12 protein-coding genes are annotated in these 16,886 nt (G+C 46.7%); 9 read left to right on the top strand and 3 right to left on the bottom strand.

Features of this window, described 5'->3' with window-relative positions:
* Window positions 1–93 precede the first annotated feature (93 nt).
* The 3 genes from L0660_RS07615 to L0660_RS07625 all read left to right on the top strand — a co-directional run bounded on the left by L0660_RS07615 (window position 94) and on the right by L0660_RS07625 (window position 6,267).
* A complete protein-coding gene (locus L0660_RS07615) occupies window positions 94–3,201 on the top strand; it encodes a TonB-dependent receptor (RefSeq protein WP_235158946.1) in 3,108 nt (1,035 codons plus the stop codon).
* Between the two features lie 20 nt (window positions 3,202–3,221).
* A complete protein-coding gene (locus L0660_RS07620; protein ID WP_235158947.1) occupies window positions 3,222–4,814 on the top strand; it encodes a RagB/SusD family nutrient uptake outer membrane protein in 1,593 nt (530 codons plus the stop codon).
* 76 nt (window positions 4,815–4,890) lie between these two features.
* Complete coding sequence (locus tag L0660_RS07625) at window positions 4,891–6,267, top strand: sulfatase (RefSeq protein ID WP_235159224.1); 1,377 nt, start codon at window positions 4,891–4,893, stop codon at window positions 6,265–6,267.
* Between the two features lie 31 nt (window positions 6,268–6,298).
* Here the strand turns inward: L0660_RS07625 and L0660_RS07630 are convergent, their stop codons facing one another.
* A complete protein-coding gene (locus L0660_RS07630) occupies window positions 6,299–7,783 on the bottom strand; it encodes a VCBS repeat-containing protein (protein ID WP_235158948.1) in 1,485 nt (494 codons plus the stop codon).
* A 179-nt stretch (window positions 7,784–7,962) separates the two neighbouring features.
* On the opposite strand from L0660_RS07630, the gene L0660_RS07635 reads away from it, so the two are divergent.
* From L0660_RS07635 to L0660_RS07645, 3 genes are all read left to right on the top strand, one after another.
* Window positions 7,963–9,216 (top strand): sodium:proton antiporter, encoded by a 1,254-nt coding sequence (locus tag L0660_RS07635; RefSeq protein WP_235158949.1) that lies wholly within the window; start codon window positions 7,963–7,965, stop codon window positions 9,214–9,216.
* 102 nt (window positions 9,217–9,318) lie between these two features.
* Complete coding sequence (locus L0660_RS07640) at window positions 9,319–9,909, top strand: pentapeptide repeat-containing protein (protein WP_235158950.1); 591 nt, start codon at window positions 9,319–9,321, stop codon at window positions 9,907–9,909.
* 257 nt (window positions 9,910–10,166) lie between these two features.
* Window positions 10,167–11,060, top strand: coding sequence for a hypothetical protein (locus L0660_RS07645; RefSeq protein ID WP_235158951.1), 894 nt, complete (start codon window positions 10,167–10,169; stop codon window positions 11,058–11,060).
* A gap of 48 nt (window positions 11,061–11,108) precedes the next feature.
* On the opposite strand, the gene L0660_RS07650 is transcribed toward L0660_RS07645, so the two are convergent.
* Entirely contained in the window at window positions 11,109–12,353 is a 1,245-nt protein-coding gene (locus tag L0660_RS07650) for a hypothetical protein (protein ID WP_235158952.1), read from the bottom strand.
* 232 nt (window positions 12,354–12,585) lie between these two features.
* Between L0660_RS07650 and L0660_RS07655 the strand changes: the two genes are divergently transcribed.
* The 3 genes from L0660_RS07655 to msrA all read left to right on the top strand — a co-directional run bounded on the left by L0660_RS07655 (window position 12,586) and on the right by msrA (window position 16,312).
* Window positions 12,586–15,033 carry a PAS domain S-box protein gene (locus L0660_RS07655; RefSeq protein WP_235158953.1) on the top strand — a complete coding sequence of 816 codons (2,448 nt, stop codon included), beginning with the start codon at window positions 12,586–12,588 and terminating at the stop codon, window positions 15,031–15,033.
* 89 nt (window positions 15,034–15,122) lie between these two features.
* Window positions 15,123–15,740: an SRPBCC domain-containing protein gene (locus L0660_RS07660; protein ID WP_235158954.1), complete on the top strand. Its 618-nt coding sequence runs from the start codon at window positions 15,123–15,125 to the stop codon at window positions 15,738–15,740.
* 80 nt (window positions 15,741–15,820) lie between these two features.
* A complete protein-coding gene (gene msrA / locus L0660_RS07665; RefSeq protein WP_235158955.1) occupies window positions 15,821–16,312 on the top strand; it encodes a peptide-methionine (S)-S-oxide reductase MsrA in 492 nt (163 codons plus the stop codon).
* A gap of 80 nt (window positions 16,313–16,392) precedes the next feature.
* On the opposite strand, the gene L0660_RS07670 is transcribed toward msrA, so the two are convergent.
* Entirely contained in the window at window positions 16,393–16,866 is a 474-nt protein-coding gene (locus L0660_RS07670) for a hypothetical protein (protein WP_233798614.1), read from the bottom strand.
* Window positions 16,867–16,886: the final 20 nt, after the last annotated feature.

A 16,886-nucleotide genomic window follows, 5' to 3' on the forward strand; every position in this document is an offset into this window, starting at 1 on the left:
TTATAGATTAAATATTCTGTCCATTACATTTGCCCTTGTAAAAATAGAATTTTACAACCACCAACTTCCTTTTCATTAAATCCACTGTTTAAAATGTTAAAAAATTTATCAAAGTCTGTCCTGAATACTCGGGGATGGGTTTTCTTTTCTTCATTCATTCTGATCAGCTTACATGCTGTTGCCCAGAATGTTACTGTGAAAGGAACCGTTACATCCAGCGCTGACAAAACCGGTTTGCCGGGTGTCAACATTGTTGTAAAAAATACTGTTACCGGAACCACCACCGATGCGGAAGGAAAGTATGAGCTTAGCGCTCCGTCGGATGCAATCCTTGTCTTCTCAGGCATCGGGTACGTTACTCAGGAGTCGGTTGTGAACGGCCGGACGGTCATTGACCTGCAACTAGCGGCCGATACGAAGCAGCTCGACGAACTTGTGGTCGTGGGTTACGGCACGCAGAAAAGGAACAGCCTGACTAATTCCGTTTCCACTATTAAGGGCGAAGACGTGGCTCGCAGGCCGGTTTCCAATATTCAGCAATCGTTTCAGGGGTTGATGCCCGGCGTGGCTGTCACGGACCTGGGCGGCTCGCCGGGAAAGTCTAATGCGACTATCCGAGTGCGTGGGATCACCACATTCAACATTAACGGCAGCAGCACCAGCGGTTATGATCTGGGAAAAAACGATGCGCTTGTCATTGTGGACGGCATTGAACAGCAACTGAGCGATATCAGCCCGGACGACATTGAATCGGTTTCTATCCTGAAAGATGCGGCTTCAACGGCGATTTACGGTTCACGTGCCACCAATGGCGTTGTTTTGATCACGACAAAAAGGGCGAAAGGCAGCAAAGTGCAGGTGGATTATCATGGTTACTATGCCCTTCAAAAATCAAATAATGTGCCTAAAATGATGGGTTTGGAGGCTTACATGCGCGAGCAGGTGGCCGCTTACACCAATGCAGGCTCAGCAGTTCCGGCCCGATTCACGGAAGAATCCATACAGGCCTATGTGAATGCGACGGACCGTGAAAAATATCCGCTTCCCAACACTTGGTTTGAGACATTGCTGCGCACAGCGCCGCAGCATAATCACGCTTTGTCCATTGCGGGTGGAACAGAGGCATTGCGTACGCGCCTGAGCGTTCATTACCAGGATCAGCAGGGTGTGATCAAAAATTTTGGTAACAAGATCGGCGAATTCAGGCTGAATACGGATTATGATGTTTCCAAAAGGATCCGGGTGAGTGCGGACATTAACTATCGCTCGACAAGCACCGAAAACCCGACTACAAACACAGACGCCTCAACCGGCCAGGTGACTGCGCCTCTTAACAACTTCTTTCACGGCTCGCTCTGGGCAGTTCCCAAATATCCCGATGGTACTTACGGGCTCAGCACGCAGGGAAATAACCCACTGATGTTTATCGAGATAGGCGGACAATCCAGGCAGAAAACAGATTATCTGGCGGGCTATATAAAAGGTGATTTCGAGATTGCGGAAGGACTTGTTTTCTCCACACAGATCGCCGGTCGCGGGCTTTATACACAGCAGAAAAACTACACGAATTCGTACGTTAACACGGATAAAAACACTAACATTACCAAGACGATTGCCAACAACAGCCTGTACGAGATCCGCAACACGCTGCGTGAATACACGATCAACAATTTGCTGACCTACGAGAAAGGTTTCGGGAGCCACAACCTGAAAGCGCTGGTTGGTTATTCGCAGATCGGCAACACGCAGACATTCCTTTCGGCTTACCGCGAGCGCTTTTATAACAATGGCATCGGTTCCATCGGCCAGGGTGCGAATGACGGGACAAAAACAAACACCGGACGCGACGCAGAATATGGCTTACGCTCCTTCTTTGGCCGGGTTAACTACGATTATGAAGGCAAATATTTACTGGAAGTAAATGGTCGTTACGACGGATCTTCGAAGTTTACCGGTGCCAAGCAATACAGCTTTTTCCCTTCTTTCTCGGCGGGATGGCGGATTTCAAAGGAGAAGTTCTGGCAAGGACTGGAAAGCGCAGTGAATGATCTCAAATTCAGAGGATCCTGGGGGATTACGGGCAATCAGTCGGTGGATTTATACAGCTATTATGCTGCGCTGACTGCCAATGGTTACAGTTTTGGCGGGTTGCCCGTGCAGGGTTATCGCCAGAATACATTGGCCAATACTAACCTCGGATGGGAATCTACGACGCAGCTGGACCTGGGGCTGGACGCCACTTTTTTCCAAAACAAGCTAAACCTGACGGTTGATTATTACAACAAGGAAACGGATGACATCCTGCTTAACCTCGACATTCCGGCGACTATTGGGTTGACGGCGCCGCCTCAAAATGCAGGTTCGGTGCAGAACAAGGGCTGGGAGTTCAGTTTGAATTACCGCGGCACGCCGACCGCAAGTGGTTTCCGTTACAATGTTGGAGGTAATCTGAGCATTAATGAAAATCTGGTGACGGATTTGAAAGGAACCGGCCCCTATCTCACCGGCTCGGACATTGACCCGCGCTATATCATTAAAAAAGGCCTTCCTATCAACACGCTCTGGGGATACAAAACAGACGGCCTGTTCCAGACACAGCAGGAAATTACTGAGTACAAAGCCACTTATGCAGCTAATACCAAGCCAGGAGATGTCAAATACGTAGATTTGAACGGCGACGGGAAAATTGATGCGAATGATATGACGGCCATCGGCAACTCATTTCCAAAATACACTTTTGGATTGAATGCGGACTTTTCTTACAAGAATTTCGACCTGAACATTCTCTTCCAAGGCGCCGCAAAAGTGAATTCACGCTTGGCAGGTGCGCTGGCCGAAATGGGCAACCAGGAAGGTTTTACGCATGAAATTTACACCGACAATTACTGGACGCCCGAGCGCACCGACGCCCGTTTCCCCCGCCCGGTAAAGTTTGACCTGCGCAATGTGGCCACTTCCGACCGGCTGGTTTTGAATGGTTCTTACCTGCGTTTGAAAAACGTGCAGCTGGCTTACAATGTGCCTTCTGTTTTGTCCCAAAAAATACATTTGAACAAAGTGCGCGTGTATGTTTCGGCGACCAATGTGTTTACCATTTCCAAACTCAATGAGTGGAACCTGGATCCGGAAGCGCCTTCCGGACGTGCGGTTTACTTCCCGCAAACTGCCTTGTATACAGCCGGTTTAAATCTGCAATTCTGATCCATATTGACCTGAAAATCATGAAATCAATTACATTAAAACATATCATTACCGGCATTGCTGTCTCCTCTGGCCTGCTGATGTCGTGCGACAATAATCTGCTCGAAACATTCCCGAATGACCGGCTTTCCGTAGACGTTTTCTGGACCACCGAAACGGATGCAAAACTTGCTGTTAATGCTTTATACACAGACCTCGACAGCACCAACATCATCAGCTGGGACGCACTTACTGAGATCGCGCATACGAACCAGAACTTCGATGTGCAGGCTTATGTAGAGCTCGGCACTTACGATGGAACGAGCTCAAAGATCTATAATGAGTGGAAACGCGCTTACCGGGGCATCCGCGCCACCTCCTACTTCCTCGAAAACGTGGACAAAGTGCCTTCCGGCAACACGGCACTGATCAATCAGCTGAGAGGCGAAGCGAAGGTTTTGCGCGCTTGCCAATACATTAAACTGGCTGGCTTATACGGCAGTGTTCCCCTTGTAACAACGTCCATAACCATCGACGAATCCAGGACTTTACAAAACATACCCGTCGCTGAAATCTGGGATTTTATTGACAAAGAACTCAACGAAGCGGCTGCATTATTGCCAGCGACTTACCCGGCTTCGGATAACGGCAGGGTTACGAAAGGAGCGGCGCTGGGGCTTGCGGCGCGGGCCAGTTTATATGCAGGCCGCTATGAAAAAGCGGCTGCCGAAGCGGATCTGGTCATTAAGTCGGGCGTTTATGAATTGTATAGTTCTTATGAAAAGCTTTTCACTTACGCGGCTGAGAACAATAAGGAGGTTTTATTTGACAGGCAATTTATCAAAGACAACTATCCGATTAATGTGTTCCCGCTGCTCGCACCTTACAGCCAGAAAAACAGCCAGAGCACGTATGTGCCTACCAAAGCACTTGTGGACACATATGAAACCACTGCCGGAAAGCTCATTACCGAAAATGCGAGCGGCTATAATCCCGCAACGCCTTATGTGAACCGAGATCCGCGTTTGAAATTCTCCATTTTCCTTGAAGGCGATATTTTACCAAGCGGCATTGCTTTCAAACCAGCTCCGAACAGCGGAACCGCGGATGCGATTGGCAGCACTTACATTGCTTCCACGACTGGATTTAACATTAAAAAATACGTTCTGGTCGATGACTTTTCGAATCCTGTGAACAGCGGCATCAACATTATCCTGCTCCGTTATGCAGAAGTTTTGCTGACCTATGCAGAGGCTAAAATTGAATTGGGACAAATTGATGCGAGCGTTCTGGCAGCGATCAATCTGGTGAGAAACGGCAGAAGCGATGTGAAACAGCCTGCTGTTAAAACAGCTTCGCAGGCCGAAATGAGGAACATTGTTCGCCGCGAAAGAACGGTTGAACTGGCATTTGAAGGACAACATTTGTTTGATATACGCCGCTGGAAAACCGCTGAGAAAGTTATGCCGGGGCCGGTTTACGGAATCACTTATAAGGATGCCAGCGGTGCTTTGAAAACGGTCGAAGTCGTTGCTGTCAACAAAACATTTGATGCAAGCCGTCATTATTTGTGGCCGATTCCGCAAAAAGAGCGAGATTTAAATCCAACATTAACCCAAAACCCTGGCTGGTAATATGCGTTTTAGTAAAAGTTTAAAGTTTATAGTTTTCCCTGCGCTTGCCTTATGCGCTGCCGCATTCCTTGCGGCAATGGCTCCGAAACCGGCGGCCAAAACGCCCAACATTGTCCTGTTCTTCATCGACGATCTCGGTTATGGCGACCTAACCGTCACCGGCGCATTGGGTTATAAAACACCGAACATTGACAAGCTCGCAGCAGAAGGAACGCGCTTCACCAATTTTATGGCGGCACAAGCCGTTTGCAGTGCTTCCCGCGCCGCTTTACTCACAGGCTGCTATCCAAACCGCGTCGGTGTTTACGGCGCATTTGGGCCAAAGCAAGGGCTGGGACTGCATCCGCAGGAAGAAACGATTGCCGAATTGCTGAAAGCGAATGGTTATGCAACCGGAATTTTTGGCAAATGGCATTTGGGAAGCGATTCGATATTTTTGCCGAAACAGCAGGGTTTTGACGAATATTACGGCGTCCCTTACTCGCATGATATGTGGCCGCTGCATCCATGGCAAAAGCAGGCACAATATCCGCCGCTTTACTGGATCGACGGAAACAAGCCAGTGAAGGAGATTAAAGACCTGAACGATGCAAGCGCGCTGACGCCGACGATCACGGAAAAAGCCGTTTCATTCATCAAGCGCAATAAGAAAAAGCCTTTTTTCCTCTATGTGCCGCATCCGATGCCTCACGTTCCGCTGGCTGCGAGCGCTAATTTCAAAGGAAAAAGCGAGCGCGGGATTTTTGGCGATGTGCTTTCGGAACTGGACTGGTCGGTGGGGCAGATTATGAAGGAATTGAAGGATCAGGGTCTGGACGATAACACCATTGTGATTTTTACAAGTGATAATGGTCCCTGGCTCAATTATGGCGACCATGCAGGTTCGTCCGGTGGTTTCCGCGAAGGAAAAGGAACATCCTACGAAGGTGGTCAGCGTGTGGCGGCCATGATCCGCTGGCCGGGCGTGGTGCCTGCCGGAAGAATTTCCAACAAGCTTTTGTCAAACATTGATATCCTGCCCACATTGGTAAAATTAACCGGTGCAAAGTTGCCCAAGGAAAAGATCGACGGCATTGAATTCGCCGATCTGCTGAAAGGCGACGAATCCAAGAAGCCCCGCGAGAATTTCCTTTACTATTATCGTAAAAATAACCTAGAAGCCGTTCGGAAGGACAATTGGAAACTGGTCTTCGCGCATCCGGGACGGACTTATGAAGGATCATTGCCAGGCAAAGACGGCCAGCCGGGACCCGCACCCGAAGATCACGCCATTCCCCAGGCACTTTACGATCTTACGCGTGACCCGGCCGAGCGCTATGACGTGTATTCGCAATATCCGGAAGTTGTAGCAGAGCTGGAAAAGGTCGCCGAAGCTGCGCGGGAGGATCTCGGTGATGACTTACAAAAACGTGCAGGAAAACATGCACGACCGCTCGGAAAGGTCGAAAAATAACTGACTAAGCAATCCGGTAAGCTGCCCTGGCTTACCGGATTTTGTTTTCCAGGACAATCACAGAAGGCCCTTCCTGCAACCATTTTTGCCCCAGACCTGTCTGATCCCCCAGCGGCAGGAAATGGACGAATGATCCCAAAACGAGATCCACATCGCCATCCGCATCCATATCACCGGCGTCCATAGTCATCCATCTGCCTTTGGTCGCTTCGGGAAATGAGTAATCTTCAAATTTCAGGTTTCCTTTATTTTTCAGATAAATAAAACTCTCTTCCGGATAACGCGCATAATCCGGGAAGAACGAAATGGCCGCAATGTCCAGATCGCCATCGCGGTCATAATCCCGCGCCAGTGCTTTGTAAGCGCCATTCATCTGGCAAAAATAGGACTGGCGGAAATTGGATTTTCCGTCGTTAAGGAAAATGTAAATGCCATGGTAGTTTTTCAAAATGGGTGTTTTGTCCGCATTGTCTCCGCATACATAGATAATGTCGTCAAAACCATCTTTATTAAAATCGGCGAGTTCCATATGCTGCGAACCGTTGAGCGGCATGAAGGACAGCAACCGCCTTTCCTCAAACTTCCCTGAACCCTTATTCATGTAAAGGAAAACGCCTTCATCCGCCTGCGCCATGAGGACGTAAATGTCCATTAAGCCATCCCGATTGGCATCTTTCATCACCACCGAGACCGCGCCGGGTTTCTCCCGGAGCACATGTTTGTCATAACCGCCGCGGCCATTGTTTTCAAACCAGGCCAGCTGCCCGTTCTCATTGCCAAATTCACACGCCACAACATCTTCAAAACCGTCTTTATTAAGATCACCATAAGCCATCGAAACAGGCCGCTGTAAATTGGAAATGGCAACATTGCCTGATTTCAAGCCTTTTTCAGAGCCATTCTTAACGAGCCTTTGCACCGCACCGTCGCGGGCATTTGTTGGAAAGATCCCGTTACCGATCATGGTCAGATACAGCTCCTCTCCTTTGTCATAAAAGTCAATCGGCGTCGATTCCAGGCGCATGCTGTAGTTTTCACTCAGGTCGGGTTTCAGGAAAGTGAGCACATTGCTTTTGCCTTTCGCATCACTATATACGACGCCGCGATTGTTAGGCAGGATCTTCACCATGGAAGTCATGGCCGGCCGGTGGGAAAATGTTGTTTCCCTGTATTTGAAATGGCCCAAACCCATTTGGAGCTTACTTGCCCGGATCGGCGGCGCAACAGAGTCCGGCGACTGAGAGATAAAATATTGCTCGATCTTTTGCCAGTCGGCTTTGGCCAGGATTGGGCCCATGCGCTCGTGCATGTCGGGAAGCACTTTCTTCCAGTTTGATTTTCCCAATATTTCCGGCAGCACAAATGCATGGCAACGGCTGCAATGCGTCGCCGCCAATTCCCTGCCCGACTGCGTGGAAACGGGCGGCTCCTTCATTTCAGCCGCATTATTTTCCTTTTTAGCATGGCACGCCATGAGAAAAAACAACAGAATAAAGACAGGTAAAAATCGTCTCATACGGGTCATGAACGAGGTCAGGTTTCGGGGGTGTAAACCTAATAAACATTGGCCAAAAAGTCGTTACGCAAACCACCGCCATCGATATTAGAATACCATTAGAGTTTGCCGGAAACGCGTTTTCAGATTGATTTTGCGGTCAGGAATTTGTTATTTTAGATTGATCTAAAAATTATTGCATGGAGTTATACTATTCATTTTCGGCCTTAATTGTCCTCTCGGCCATATTTTCGTACATCAATTCACGGTTTCTCAAACTGCCGCCTTCCATCGGCGTTATGGTCATTGCCTTACTCGTTTCGCTTGGTCTGATCGCTACGGACACCATTTTCCCGAGAACATTTCTGCGCATCACAACCCTCATCGGCAGTGTGGACCTAACGGAAATTCTCATGGGCGCCATGTTGAATTTTCTGCTATTTGCAGGTGCAATCCACATTCACCTTGAAGACCTGCGCGAGCAGCGGCTCCCGATCATTATCTTTTCCACGCTCAGCGTGCTGATGTCAACCTTTATCATCGGTTTTCTAATCTATTATCTGTTGCCACTGACCGGCCTGCACGTGCCGCTGATACAATGTCTCGTCTTCGGTGCCTTAATTTCTCCTACGGATCCGATCGCAGTTTTGGGGATTTTGAAACAGGCTGGCGTACCCAAATCCATCGAGACCAAAATTGCGGGTGAATCGCTTTTTAATGATGGGATGGCCGTTGTGATCTTTATCCTGATGCTCGCCCTTGCGAGAGGCGAAGAAGTGAACACTACTTTTGGCGGCATTACGATGCTTTTTGTAAAGGAAGCATTGGGTGGGATTGCGCTTGGACTCGCGCTCGGATTTGTGGGATCTAAAATGATTTACAAAGTCGATGGCTATAATGTACATGTTCTGATCACGCTGGCAATCGTCATGGGCGGACATTTGGCGGCGCAGGCATTGCATATGTCGGGCCCGCTTGCGATGGTTGCAGCCGGACTTGTTGTGGGTAACTATGGTAAAAACCCCGGCGCAGTTTCCGACATGGAACGCGATTACATTGATAAGTTCTGGGAATTGATTGATGAAATACTGAACGCCATTCTTTTCCTTATTATCGGCTTTGAATTATTGCTGATTCCTGATCTGAAAAGGTTTATGACAGCCGGAGTGATCGCCATTGTGGTGGTGTTGCTCGCACGTTTTATTTCCATTTATCTTCCGGTGAAATTTATTCCGTTCAGAAATAAGTTTGGAAAAAAATCGATTGCAATCCTCGTTTGGGGTGGCCTGCGCGGGGGTGTTTCTATCGCCCTGGCGCTATCGATCGATAAGGATCTGAATAAGGATATCTTCCTGGCCATCACTTACTTCGTAGTTTTGTTCTCGATTATCGTTCAGGGACTTACGGTTGGAAAACTAGCCAAAAGATTTCCGGAAGAAGAGGAAATTGCCTGATATACCAGGCAAAATACACATTAAAACAAAGATAAAATTAGGGTAAATCCTCAGTTAAATGTCATGATTTCAAAAGCCATGTCATATTTTAATTATTACAACATGAACCTATCCATTGAACCGTCCACTCGCCAGAACGACCATTTTGAAAATGTATTTATTGCCGAAGAAGATTTACAGGACCGGACCTGGATTAACTGCGAATTTATCAGGTGTAATTTTCAAGGCAGTGACCTGAGCGGCAACAACTTTATTGAGTGTCATTTTACGGATTGCGATTTCACTCAAACCAAGCTAAATGGCACAGGTTTTCGCGAAGTTGTATTTTCAAATTGCAAAATAGATGACGTCAATTTCTCAGTTTGCAATCCATTTATTTTCTCCTTTTCATTCAATGAATGTGTATTGGATCATGCCGATTTTCATGAGACCAATCTGAATAAAACAAGCTTTAAAAATTGCTCATTAATTGGCACCAATTTTGAAGAAACAGACTTAACCGAAGCAATTTTTGAAAATTGCGACCTGGACGGGGCCAGATTTATCGATTCAATTCTAGAAAAAACGGATTTCCGAACTGCGCATAATTTCAACATTGACCCAACATTGAACAGATTAAAAAGATCTAAATTCTCCGGCTCTAACCTCATAGGACTTTTACAGAAATATAAGCTGGATATTGAATTTAATTAGTAAATCCTCCCTGGTAATTAATGTTCAAGGCCATCCCATTTTAATTTGGGGATGGCCTTTTTTACTGGCAGAACTATTACTATGTCTGGTTTCTAAAATGGCAAAATAGCTTGATATTATCTGGTAGAAAAGTTATTTCTTTTTGATGCGCCCAAACCGTTAATTTCTCCGTTCCCGCCGAACATTCATTCTTAGGTTATAAGCCAACCATTTGTTCTAGTATTACAGCGGTAAAAATCCATTTAAACTGAATACATATGAGCAAACTATTAAACAAAATCACTGTATTGTCCGGCGTTGCTTGTGGACTAATTGTTATTTCTTGTCAGAAAGAAGAGTTTGTTCCAGCTTTTGAATCGGCAGCAGGCAATGCTGCAATCGTGCAGGCTCCACCTGTGATGATCCCTGCTTCGAGGTTGGCAAAATTTAACAATGATACGATCATTTATAATGCGGATGGGAGTACAAAAAAAGTGATTGAAACGCTGGAAAATAGAATTTACCGGACGGAATACAAATATGCTCCCAATTCTGTAAAGGCGATAAGATACAGGAATGGCAAGGCCTACCTGACGATGGATTGGAAATTGTCAAATGGACATGCAACAAGCCTCACCTATAAGAATTTTGAAACAGGGGGAATATATGGAGCGTCCACCTCAACAGTAGAATATCATTACAACAACAAAAATCAGCTCACAAAACTCGTTGCTTTTAAAGGCAGTAAAACGACGGTAACTTTAACATACGACAATATGGGCAATGTCTTCAAGTTGTTATATGTAGACAATACGCCCAACGGCGACAAGTTCATGGAACTTGTAAACTACGAATACACTGAATATGTCGGTGGTCCTACACAGCTGGACAAAGGTTCGACCATTAACTTGCATGTTTTCAATAACGTAGCGCTGGGCTGGATGGGTGACGCGTATTTGCCCATCTTCGGAAACTTTGGAAAAAGTCTCGTAAAGAAGGTAACTGCAACAAGCCTCGCTTCTCCTATAAAATTCGGTTATGCCTTGGATGTGAGCGGTTATGTCAAAGAAATGAAAGAGTCAAACCAACAGGGAAACTTTGTATCCAGCAAGCAACTGATATTTTCACTTCCGGCAAAAGATCGTTCAGAGGATTATATTGTAACTAAGTAAACGGCAAACCTGGGATAAGTGACCAAATAACCTATCCCAAGTTTTTTTCTATTTAAACCCAAACACCAGTGGGAAAACGAAGGTTACGATTATGGTCCATATAAAGTAAATGGGCAGAAAGTAACCGATTGTTTTTCCTACTTCTTTTATATCAGTTTTGCCGATCACCACTTTGTATATCTGGCCAGTTACCAGCAGTAAATTTATCAGGATCAGCGCGTTACTGCCAAGCACTGCCGCGCGGTTCGGCGTAATCCCCCACTCCGAAATCCGGAATAATATGGCCGACAACGCAATGCCATTGACCATAATCGTCACCACCGAAAGTGCAAAGAGCACCCAAACCTCCGCCTTACTCCTGGATATCCGGGTCGTTTCGGCAACAGAAAAGAAAATAATCGCCATTACACCAATCAGCAATGCATTGAAAATCAATAGAAACTCCCTGTCATTATACGGATCTTTGCCAGAATACACCATGGCAATGAGGTAAACAATCAGCATGACCAGCACGAGCGGGCTAAAAATCTTCGCGATCACCGGCGAGACTTTGCCTACCAGTTGAGGATTGGTCTGCGTAAGATAAGTGCCGACAATCGGTGCCGCTGCCAGGCCAACAACACCAATGTTCTGAAAGTAAAATTCTTCAATACGAAACCCGATCAATGCAAACAGGTTGATCGTAATGGCTGTCAGGATCCCACCCGAAATGAGGATTAAGGCAGTCATGACGACGAGATCCCCATTATATTTCAGGAATCCAAGCCGCTTCTCGCTCACATCGCTCCGGTCGCCGACGAATGCAAAGCCCAAAACAGACCATTGAAACAGCACCAGGTGAATGCAGGAAAGGATCAATGTATCGCTCGTTTTAACATCTGGTAAAAGGTTGATATAGACCAATCCCGCCGCCATTGATCCCGCCAGCACGGCAATGTTTCCAGCCTGCATTTTATTTTTCCTGGCAAAAAATACCATCAATGCCGGGAAAACCACAAATCCGATATTTCTTGAATAAAAGAACTCTTCGTTAACACCGAATATGGCAGGGATTTTTGCAATGAGGCCTGCAAATAATGATGCTATAACGATAAAAACCAGGTCCTTGCGGCTGCCCCAGGAGATTTCCTCATTGGCGAAGCTGAGCCGCTCGTGCCAGAAACCAGCCAGGGCGTTTTCCTGCAATTCGGGATACAATGTTTTGAATGCGCGCTTGAATGTTGGCTTGTCTGCCCGGTACAACCTTTCCAGCTGACCAGGGTTGTCGAGATTTAACAGGATTTGATCTTTCATAAACAATGGCAGGATTGATTTAATAATTTAAAAAGTACTTTGCATTACAAAGTAAATCATTTAAGAAGATATTTTCCAAACCGTTAGCAGATTTTTTATGATTAAAAATTTAAGATTACTACGGGCACATAATCTTGGCATAGTGTTTTTGGCACCAGCATTCATACTCTGTTTCCCAGGCAACGAGGCCAGGAGCTGAGCACTCACTATCTTGCTCTAAAACGCGTAATTCATGGCAGGCCAGGCTAATTCATTTGATACTGATAATAACTTAGAAATACAACGTCTCAATCTCGCCCTTGAATCCGCTGGCATAGGTACTTGGGAACTGGATTTCCTGAGTAATAATATTCGTATATGCCAACGGACCAAAAATCTTTTTCAGCTTGCCGGCAGCGATATCATTGACCTACAACTTCTTCTGGATCAAATATATACGGAAGACGTCGTTGCATTTCATAACGAGATTTCCAATGCGATGCAGCAGCCTGCACCGCACTCATTTTCCGTAAAACTCCGCACGACTGGTTCGCAAGGCCGTCGCTGGGTGCTTTGTAAAGCGCAATCGCACGCCACCGCTAATGGTGTGACCCGGCTGCTGGGCAGTTTCATCGACATTACGAATAATGTTGAGGATTCAACCGCAAAGACAGAGGCCCAGAAAGCATATGAAGAAAGTGAGGCGAAACTGAGAACTGTAATTGAATCCGCCCCGGCCGCAATAGGCTTGTTTGTGGGGCGTGACCTCATTGTGGAAATGCCCAACCAGGCATTTATTGATATAGTTGGAAAAGGACCGGATATTGTTGGACGGCCGCTGCGGGACGTAATGCCGGAACTGGAAAACCAGGCTTTCCTTAAAATACTGGACGATGTGTACACGACTGGTGTAACATTTCAAAGCTTTGGGACCCAGGTCAATATAGTTCAGCAGGGCGTGATGACTTATAATAAATACGACATTACCTACTCCCCGGTATACGACCGAGATGGCAATGTATACGCAGTTCTGGACATCGCCATTGACGTCACCAACCGGGTTAACCTCGAAGAACGCATTAAAGAAAGCCAGATGCAGCTGCTGGAATTGTTTGAGCAGTCGCCGGTTGGCATCGCTATTATAGGTAAGGAAAATTTGACTTTTACAATGGCTAACCCCTTCTACGGAAGGCTGGTGGGCCGGAAACCGGAAGACATTATCGGCAAACCGCTGATGGAAGCCATTCCTGAAATTGAGGGACAAGGGTTTGACGCCCTGCTGAAAGGCGTGATCGACACCGGTGTTCCCTATATTTCAAAAGAGCAGCCTGTGGATCTTGCCATCGATGGCGTGATTCAAACCATTTATGTGGATTTGGCGTATCAGCCGCAGCGTGACCAAGCCGGTAACATTAACGGCGTATTCGTAGTTGCGACGGACATGACGAAACAGGTGTTAAGCCGGAAGCAGATTGAAGAAACCGAAACATTTTTGCGTGGCGCCATTGAACTGGCTGAGCTAGGCACCTACTCCATCGACCTGGCGACCGGCATCTTTGACTATTCCGACCGATTGAAATATTGGTTCGGTGTTGAAAAGGAGGATACCATTACATTTGAAAAAGTATACGCTGCCATTTCCAAGGAGGATCTGCCGGCTGTTGTAGAAGCCGTAAACCGCGCCTTCGCTCCGGGATCAGACGGGCATTTCGACATGGAATATACCATGGATGCTGAGCAGACAGGTTTTGCCAGGATTCTTCATGCGCAAGGCAAAGTGCTTTATGACGAGAACGGAAAGCCGGTTAGTATGATCGGCACTGCGCAGGATGTGACGATCCAGCGGGAAATTAAGAATACGCTCGAAGCGCAGGTGCAACAGCGTACGCAGCAGCTTGAAGTGATGAACGAAGAGCTTGCATCTCTGAATGAGGAATACCGTGCAACCAATGATGAGCTTGCGGACTCGAATCTGTTGTTGCAGCAATCCAATGTGAATCTCCAGCAATTCGCTTACGTGGCTTCCCATGATTTACAGGAACCGCTCCGCAAGATCCAATCCTTTTCCGATCTGCTGGCAAAGCGATATTCAGAAAATCTGGGCGATGGCCTGACTTACCTGCAGCGCATGCAGAGTTCTGCCAAACGCATGTCCGATCTGATCGAAGACTTGCTATCCTTTTCGCGAATTACAGCTCATAATGAGGTCATTGAAAAGGTATTCCTTAATAAGGTTATCAATGATGTGCTGAATGATCTGGAATTGGTCATCACGGAAACATCCGCACAGATTTTCGTGCAGGACCTGCCTGTGATCGAAGGCGACCGGATGCAGTTGAACCAGCTGTTCCTTAATCTTATCAGTAACGCGCTGAAATTCAGGAAGCCCGATGTGCCGCCAGTAATCCAGATTACCGGAAAGATCCTTAACAATGCTCAGTTGCCGGCTTCTGCGAAGGTGTTGCGCACCTCTAATTTGTACTATCAGATAGAAGTTTCGGATAATGGGATCGGTTTTGAACAACAATATGCAGACCGGATATTCCAATTATTCCAGCGCCTGCACGGCAGAAGCCAGTATTCAGGCACGGGGATTGGGCTGGCCATTTGCGAACGGGTGGCAGCCAATCACGGCGGAAGCATTACCGTTACCAGCGAAGAAGGCGCGGGAGCAACATTCACGATTTTCCTGCCTGCCTGACAAATGCTTGCCTTACCGGCACAGTTATTATAAACTACGACTACTTGCCGCGCTTTTGCCGGTTACAACAAACTAAAAAATGAAAGATTATGGATTCGGAGCAAAAAACACATGTGATTGAAATTGAGCGACAATTTAATGTAAGTGTGGAAGAACTTTTTAAAGCCTGGACTGAGGCGGAACATTTGAAACAATGGTGGCACCCGATGGGCGCTTCGCTTACGGATGTCAAAAATGAGCTGAAAGAAGGCGGCGCAGTAGAATATTACGTGGGCGATTCAGGTTTGGAAATTACAGGGACTTACAGTGAAGTTGTTCCAAACGAGAAGCTGGCCTACTCATGGGTCTGGAATATGAGTGATGAAGGATCTGAAAGTGGTTATAAACTGGATATCACATTTTCCCCTGATGGTGAAGGCAGCAAATTGAAAGTTGTGCAGGAAGGATTTTCCGGTCCTGAATTTCTGAAACCCCATGAAGAAGGCTGGGAAAAGGGCCTGGACGATCTGGAATCGTATCTTTCTTCCGGCACCGGGAAAACGGACTCGGACGCACAAAACTCCGGCGAGGTGAATGTTAACGCTCAGTCTGATAATGCTGGTCAGGATGCAACTGCCCAGGATAATGTTAAAAGTGCAGAAAACATGACGGACCGTTCCGGCGGCTATAATGAAGATCCCGACCAGGTAAAAGTAGGCGGTGGGTGATCGAATCCTGTCAAAAAACTGTTCTGCAATAAACGGCACGGAATTGTTGCTGTGCATTTGCAACATTAAAATCGGAATATATGAGTACTGAAAAAGCCATTTTGGCAGGTGGTTGCTTCTGGGGAGTAGAAGAACTTTTCAGACAGCAGCCAGGCGTTATTTCAACAGTGGTAGGATATACAGGCGGCGACGTTCCTAATGCGACTTACCGGAGTCATGGAACACATGCGGAAGGAATCGAGATCGTATACGATCCTGAAAAACTAAGTTATCGCGCGCTTCTTGAATATTTTTTCCTGATCCACGATCCGACCACAAAGAATAGGCAAGGTAATGACATAGGGACTTCTTATCGTTCAGCTATTTTTTACCTTGACGAAACGCAACGGGAAGTTGCCGAAACATTGATCGCCGAAATGGAGGCATCGGGGATCTGGCCTGGAAAAATCGTGACGGAAGTTGTTCCTGCGGGTGATTTTTGGAATGCAGAAGAAGAACATCAGGATTACCTGCAAAAACATCCGGGAGGATATACCTGCCATTTTGAAAGACCCAGTTGGAAACTGAGTTAGTTTCAAAACCAATGATAGCCAAAAAAGAATGGCCTTGAATGTAAATATTCGAGGCCATTCTTTTTTGGTATCAAAGTATTTCAAATCGGCAGAAGATCGCCTTTTGAATCTTCCATTTCTCCCACTTTCTGAATTACAAATGCTGCTACAAGCCCTCCTAGCAAATACCAGGCAACCGTCATTACTTTCGTTTCTGTTGTTTTGGTAACAGGCTTGTCGCTCAACCCAAGTTTTTGTGTAAGGCCCACAGCACCCAAGCCTGCAAAAAGACCATAACCCGCGCCGCGAAGCATCAAATGTTCTTTGGATCCTTTTCCAATCATGGCATAATACATGGCATTGCTCGCCAGGTCTGCCGCCAATGTTGTACCAAACAGCGCCTTTCCGGTTGGAGCAGGTGCTCCCACCGCATGCAAAGATTTGGTTAACGCTTCCTCCCCTACCTTATCAATCCTGGGTGCTTTTGGTGACATTCTCTTGGCTACTTCATGAATGATATTAAGGACCAGGGCACCGGCCAGTCCACCAGCAAGACTTTTGATTTCAGGTTTCATATTATTTATCGTTGTTGATC

The organism is Dyadobacter sp. CY351 (assembly GCF_021502625.1).
GTDB lineage: Bacteria > Bacteroidota > Bacteroidia > Cytophagales > Spirosomataceae > Dyadobacter > Dyadobacter chenhuakuii.

What these genes read in the sequence shown, in the direction of transcription:
- L0660_RS07670 (WP_233798614.1), bottom strand. Translation starts at nt 16,866, where the DNA reads ATGAAACCTGAAATCAAAAGTCTTGCTGGTGGACTGGCCGGTGCCCTG.
- L0660_RS07655 (WP_235158953.1), top strand. Translation starts at nt 12,586, where the DNA reads ATGGCAGGCCAGGCTAATTCATTTGATACTGATAATAACTTAGAAATA.
- L0660_RS07635 (WP_235158949.1), top strand. Translation starts at nt 7,963, where the DNA reads ATGGAGTTATACTATTCATTTTCGGCCTTAATTGTCCTCTCGGCCATA.
- L0660_RS07645 (WP_235158951.1), top strand. Translation starts at nt 10,167, where the DNA reads ATGAGCAAACTATTAAACAAAATCACTGTATTGTCCGGCGTTGCTTGT.
- L0660_RS07615 (WP_235158946.1), top strand. Translation starts at nt 94, where the DNA reads ATGTTAAAAAATTTATCAAAGTCTGTCCTGAATACTCGGGGATGGGTT.
- L0660_RS07620 (WP_235158947.1), top strand. Translation starts at nt 3,222, where the DNA reads ATGAAATCAATTACATTAAAACATATCATTACCGGCATTGCTGTCTCC.
- L0660_RS07630 (WP_235158948.1), bottom strand. Translation starts at nt 7,783, where the DNA reads ATGAGACGATTTTTACCTGTCTTTATTCTGTTGTTTTTTCTCATGGCG.
- L0660_RS07640 (WP_235158950.1), top strand. Translation starts at nt 9,319, where the DNA reads ATGAACCTATCCATTGAACCGTCCACTCGCCAGAACGACCATTTTGAA.
- msrA (WP_235158955.1), top strand. Translation starts at nt 15,821, where the DNA reads ATGAGTACTGAAAAAGCCATTTTGGCAGGTGGTTGCTTCTGGGGAGTA.
- L0660_RS07660 (WP_235158954.1), top strand. Translation starts at nt 15,123, where the DNA reads ATGGATTCGGAGCAAAAAACACATGTGATTGAAATTGAGCGACAATTT.
- L0660_RS07625 (WP_235159224.1), top strand. Translation starts at nt 4,891, where the DNA reads ATGGCTCCGAAACCGGCGGCCAAAACGCCCAACATTGTCCTGTTCTTC.
- L0660_RS07650 (WP_235158952.1), bottom strand. Translation starts at nt 12,353, where the DNA reads ATGAAAGATCAAATCCTGTTAAATCTCGACAACCCTGGTCAGCTGGAA.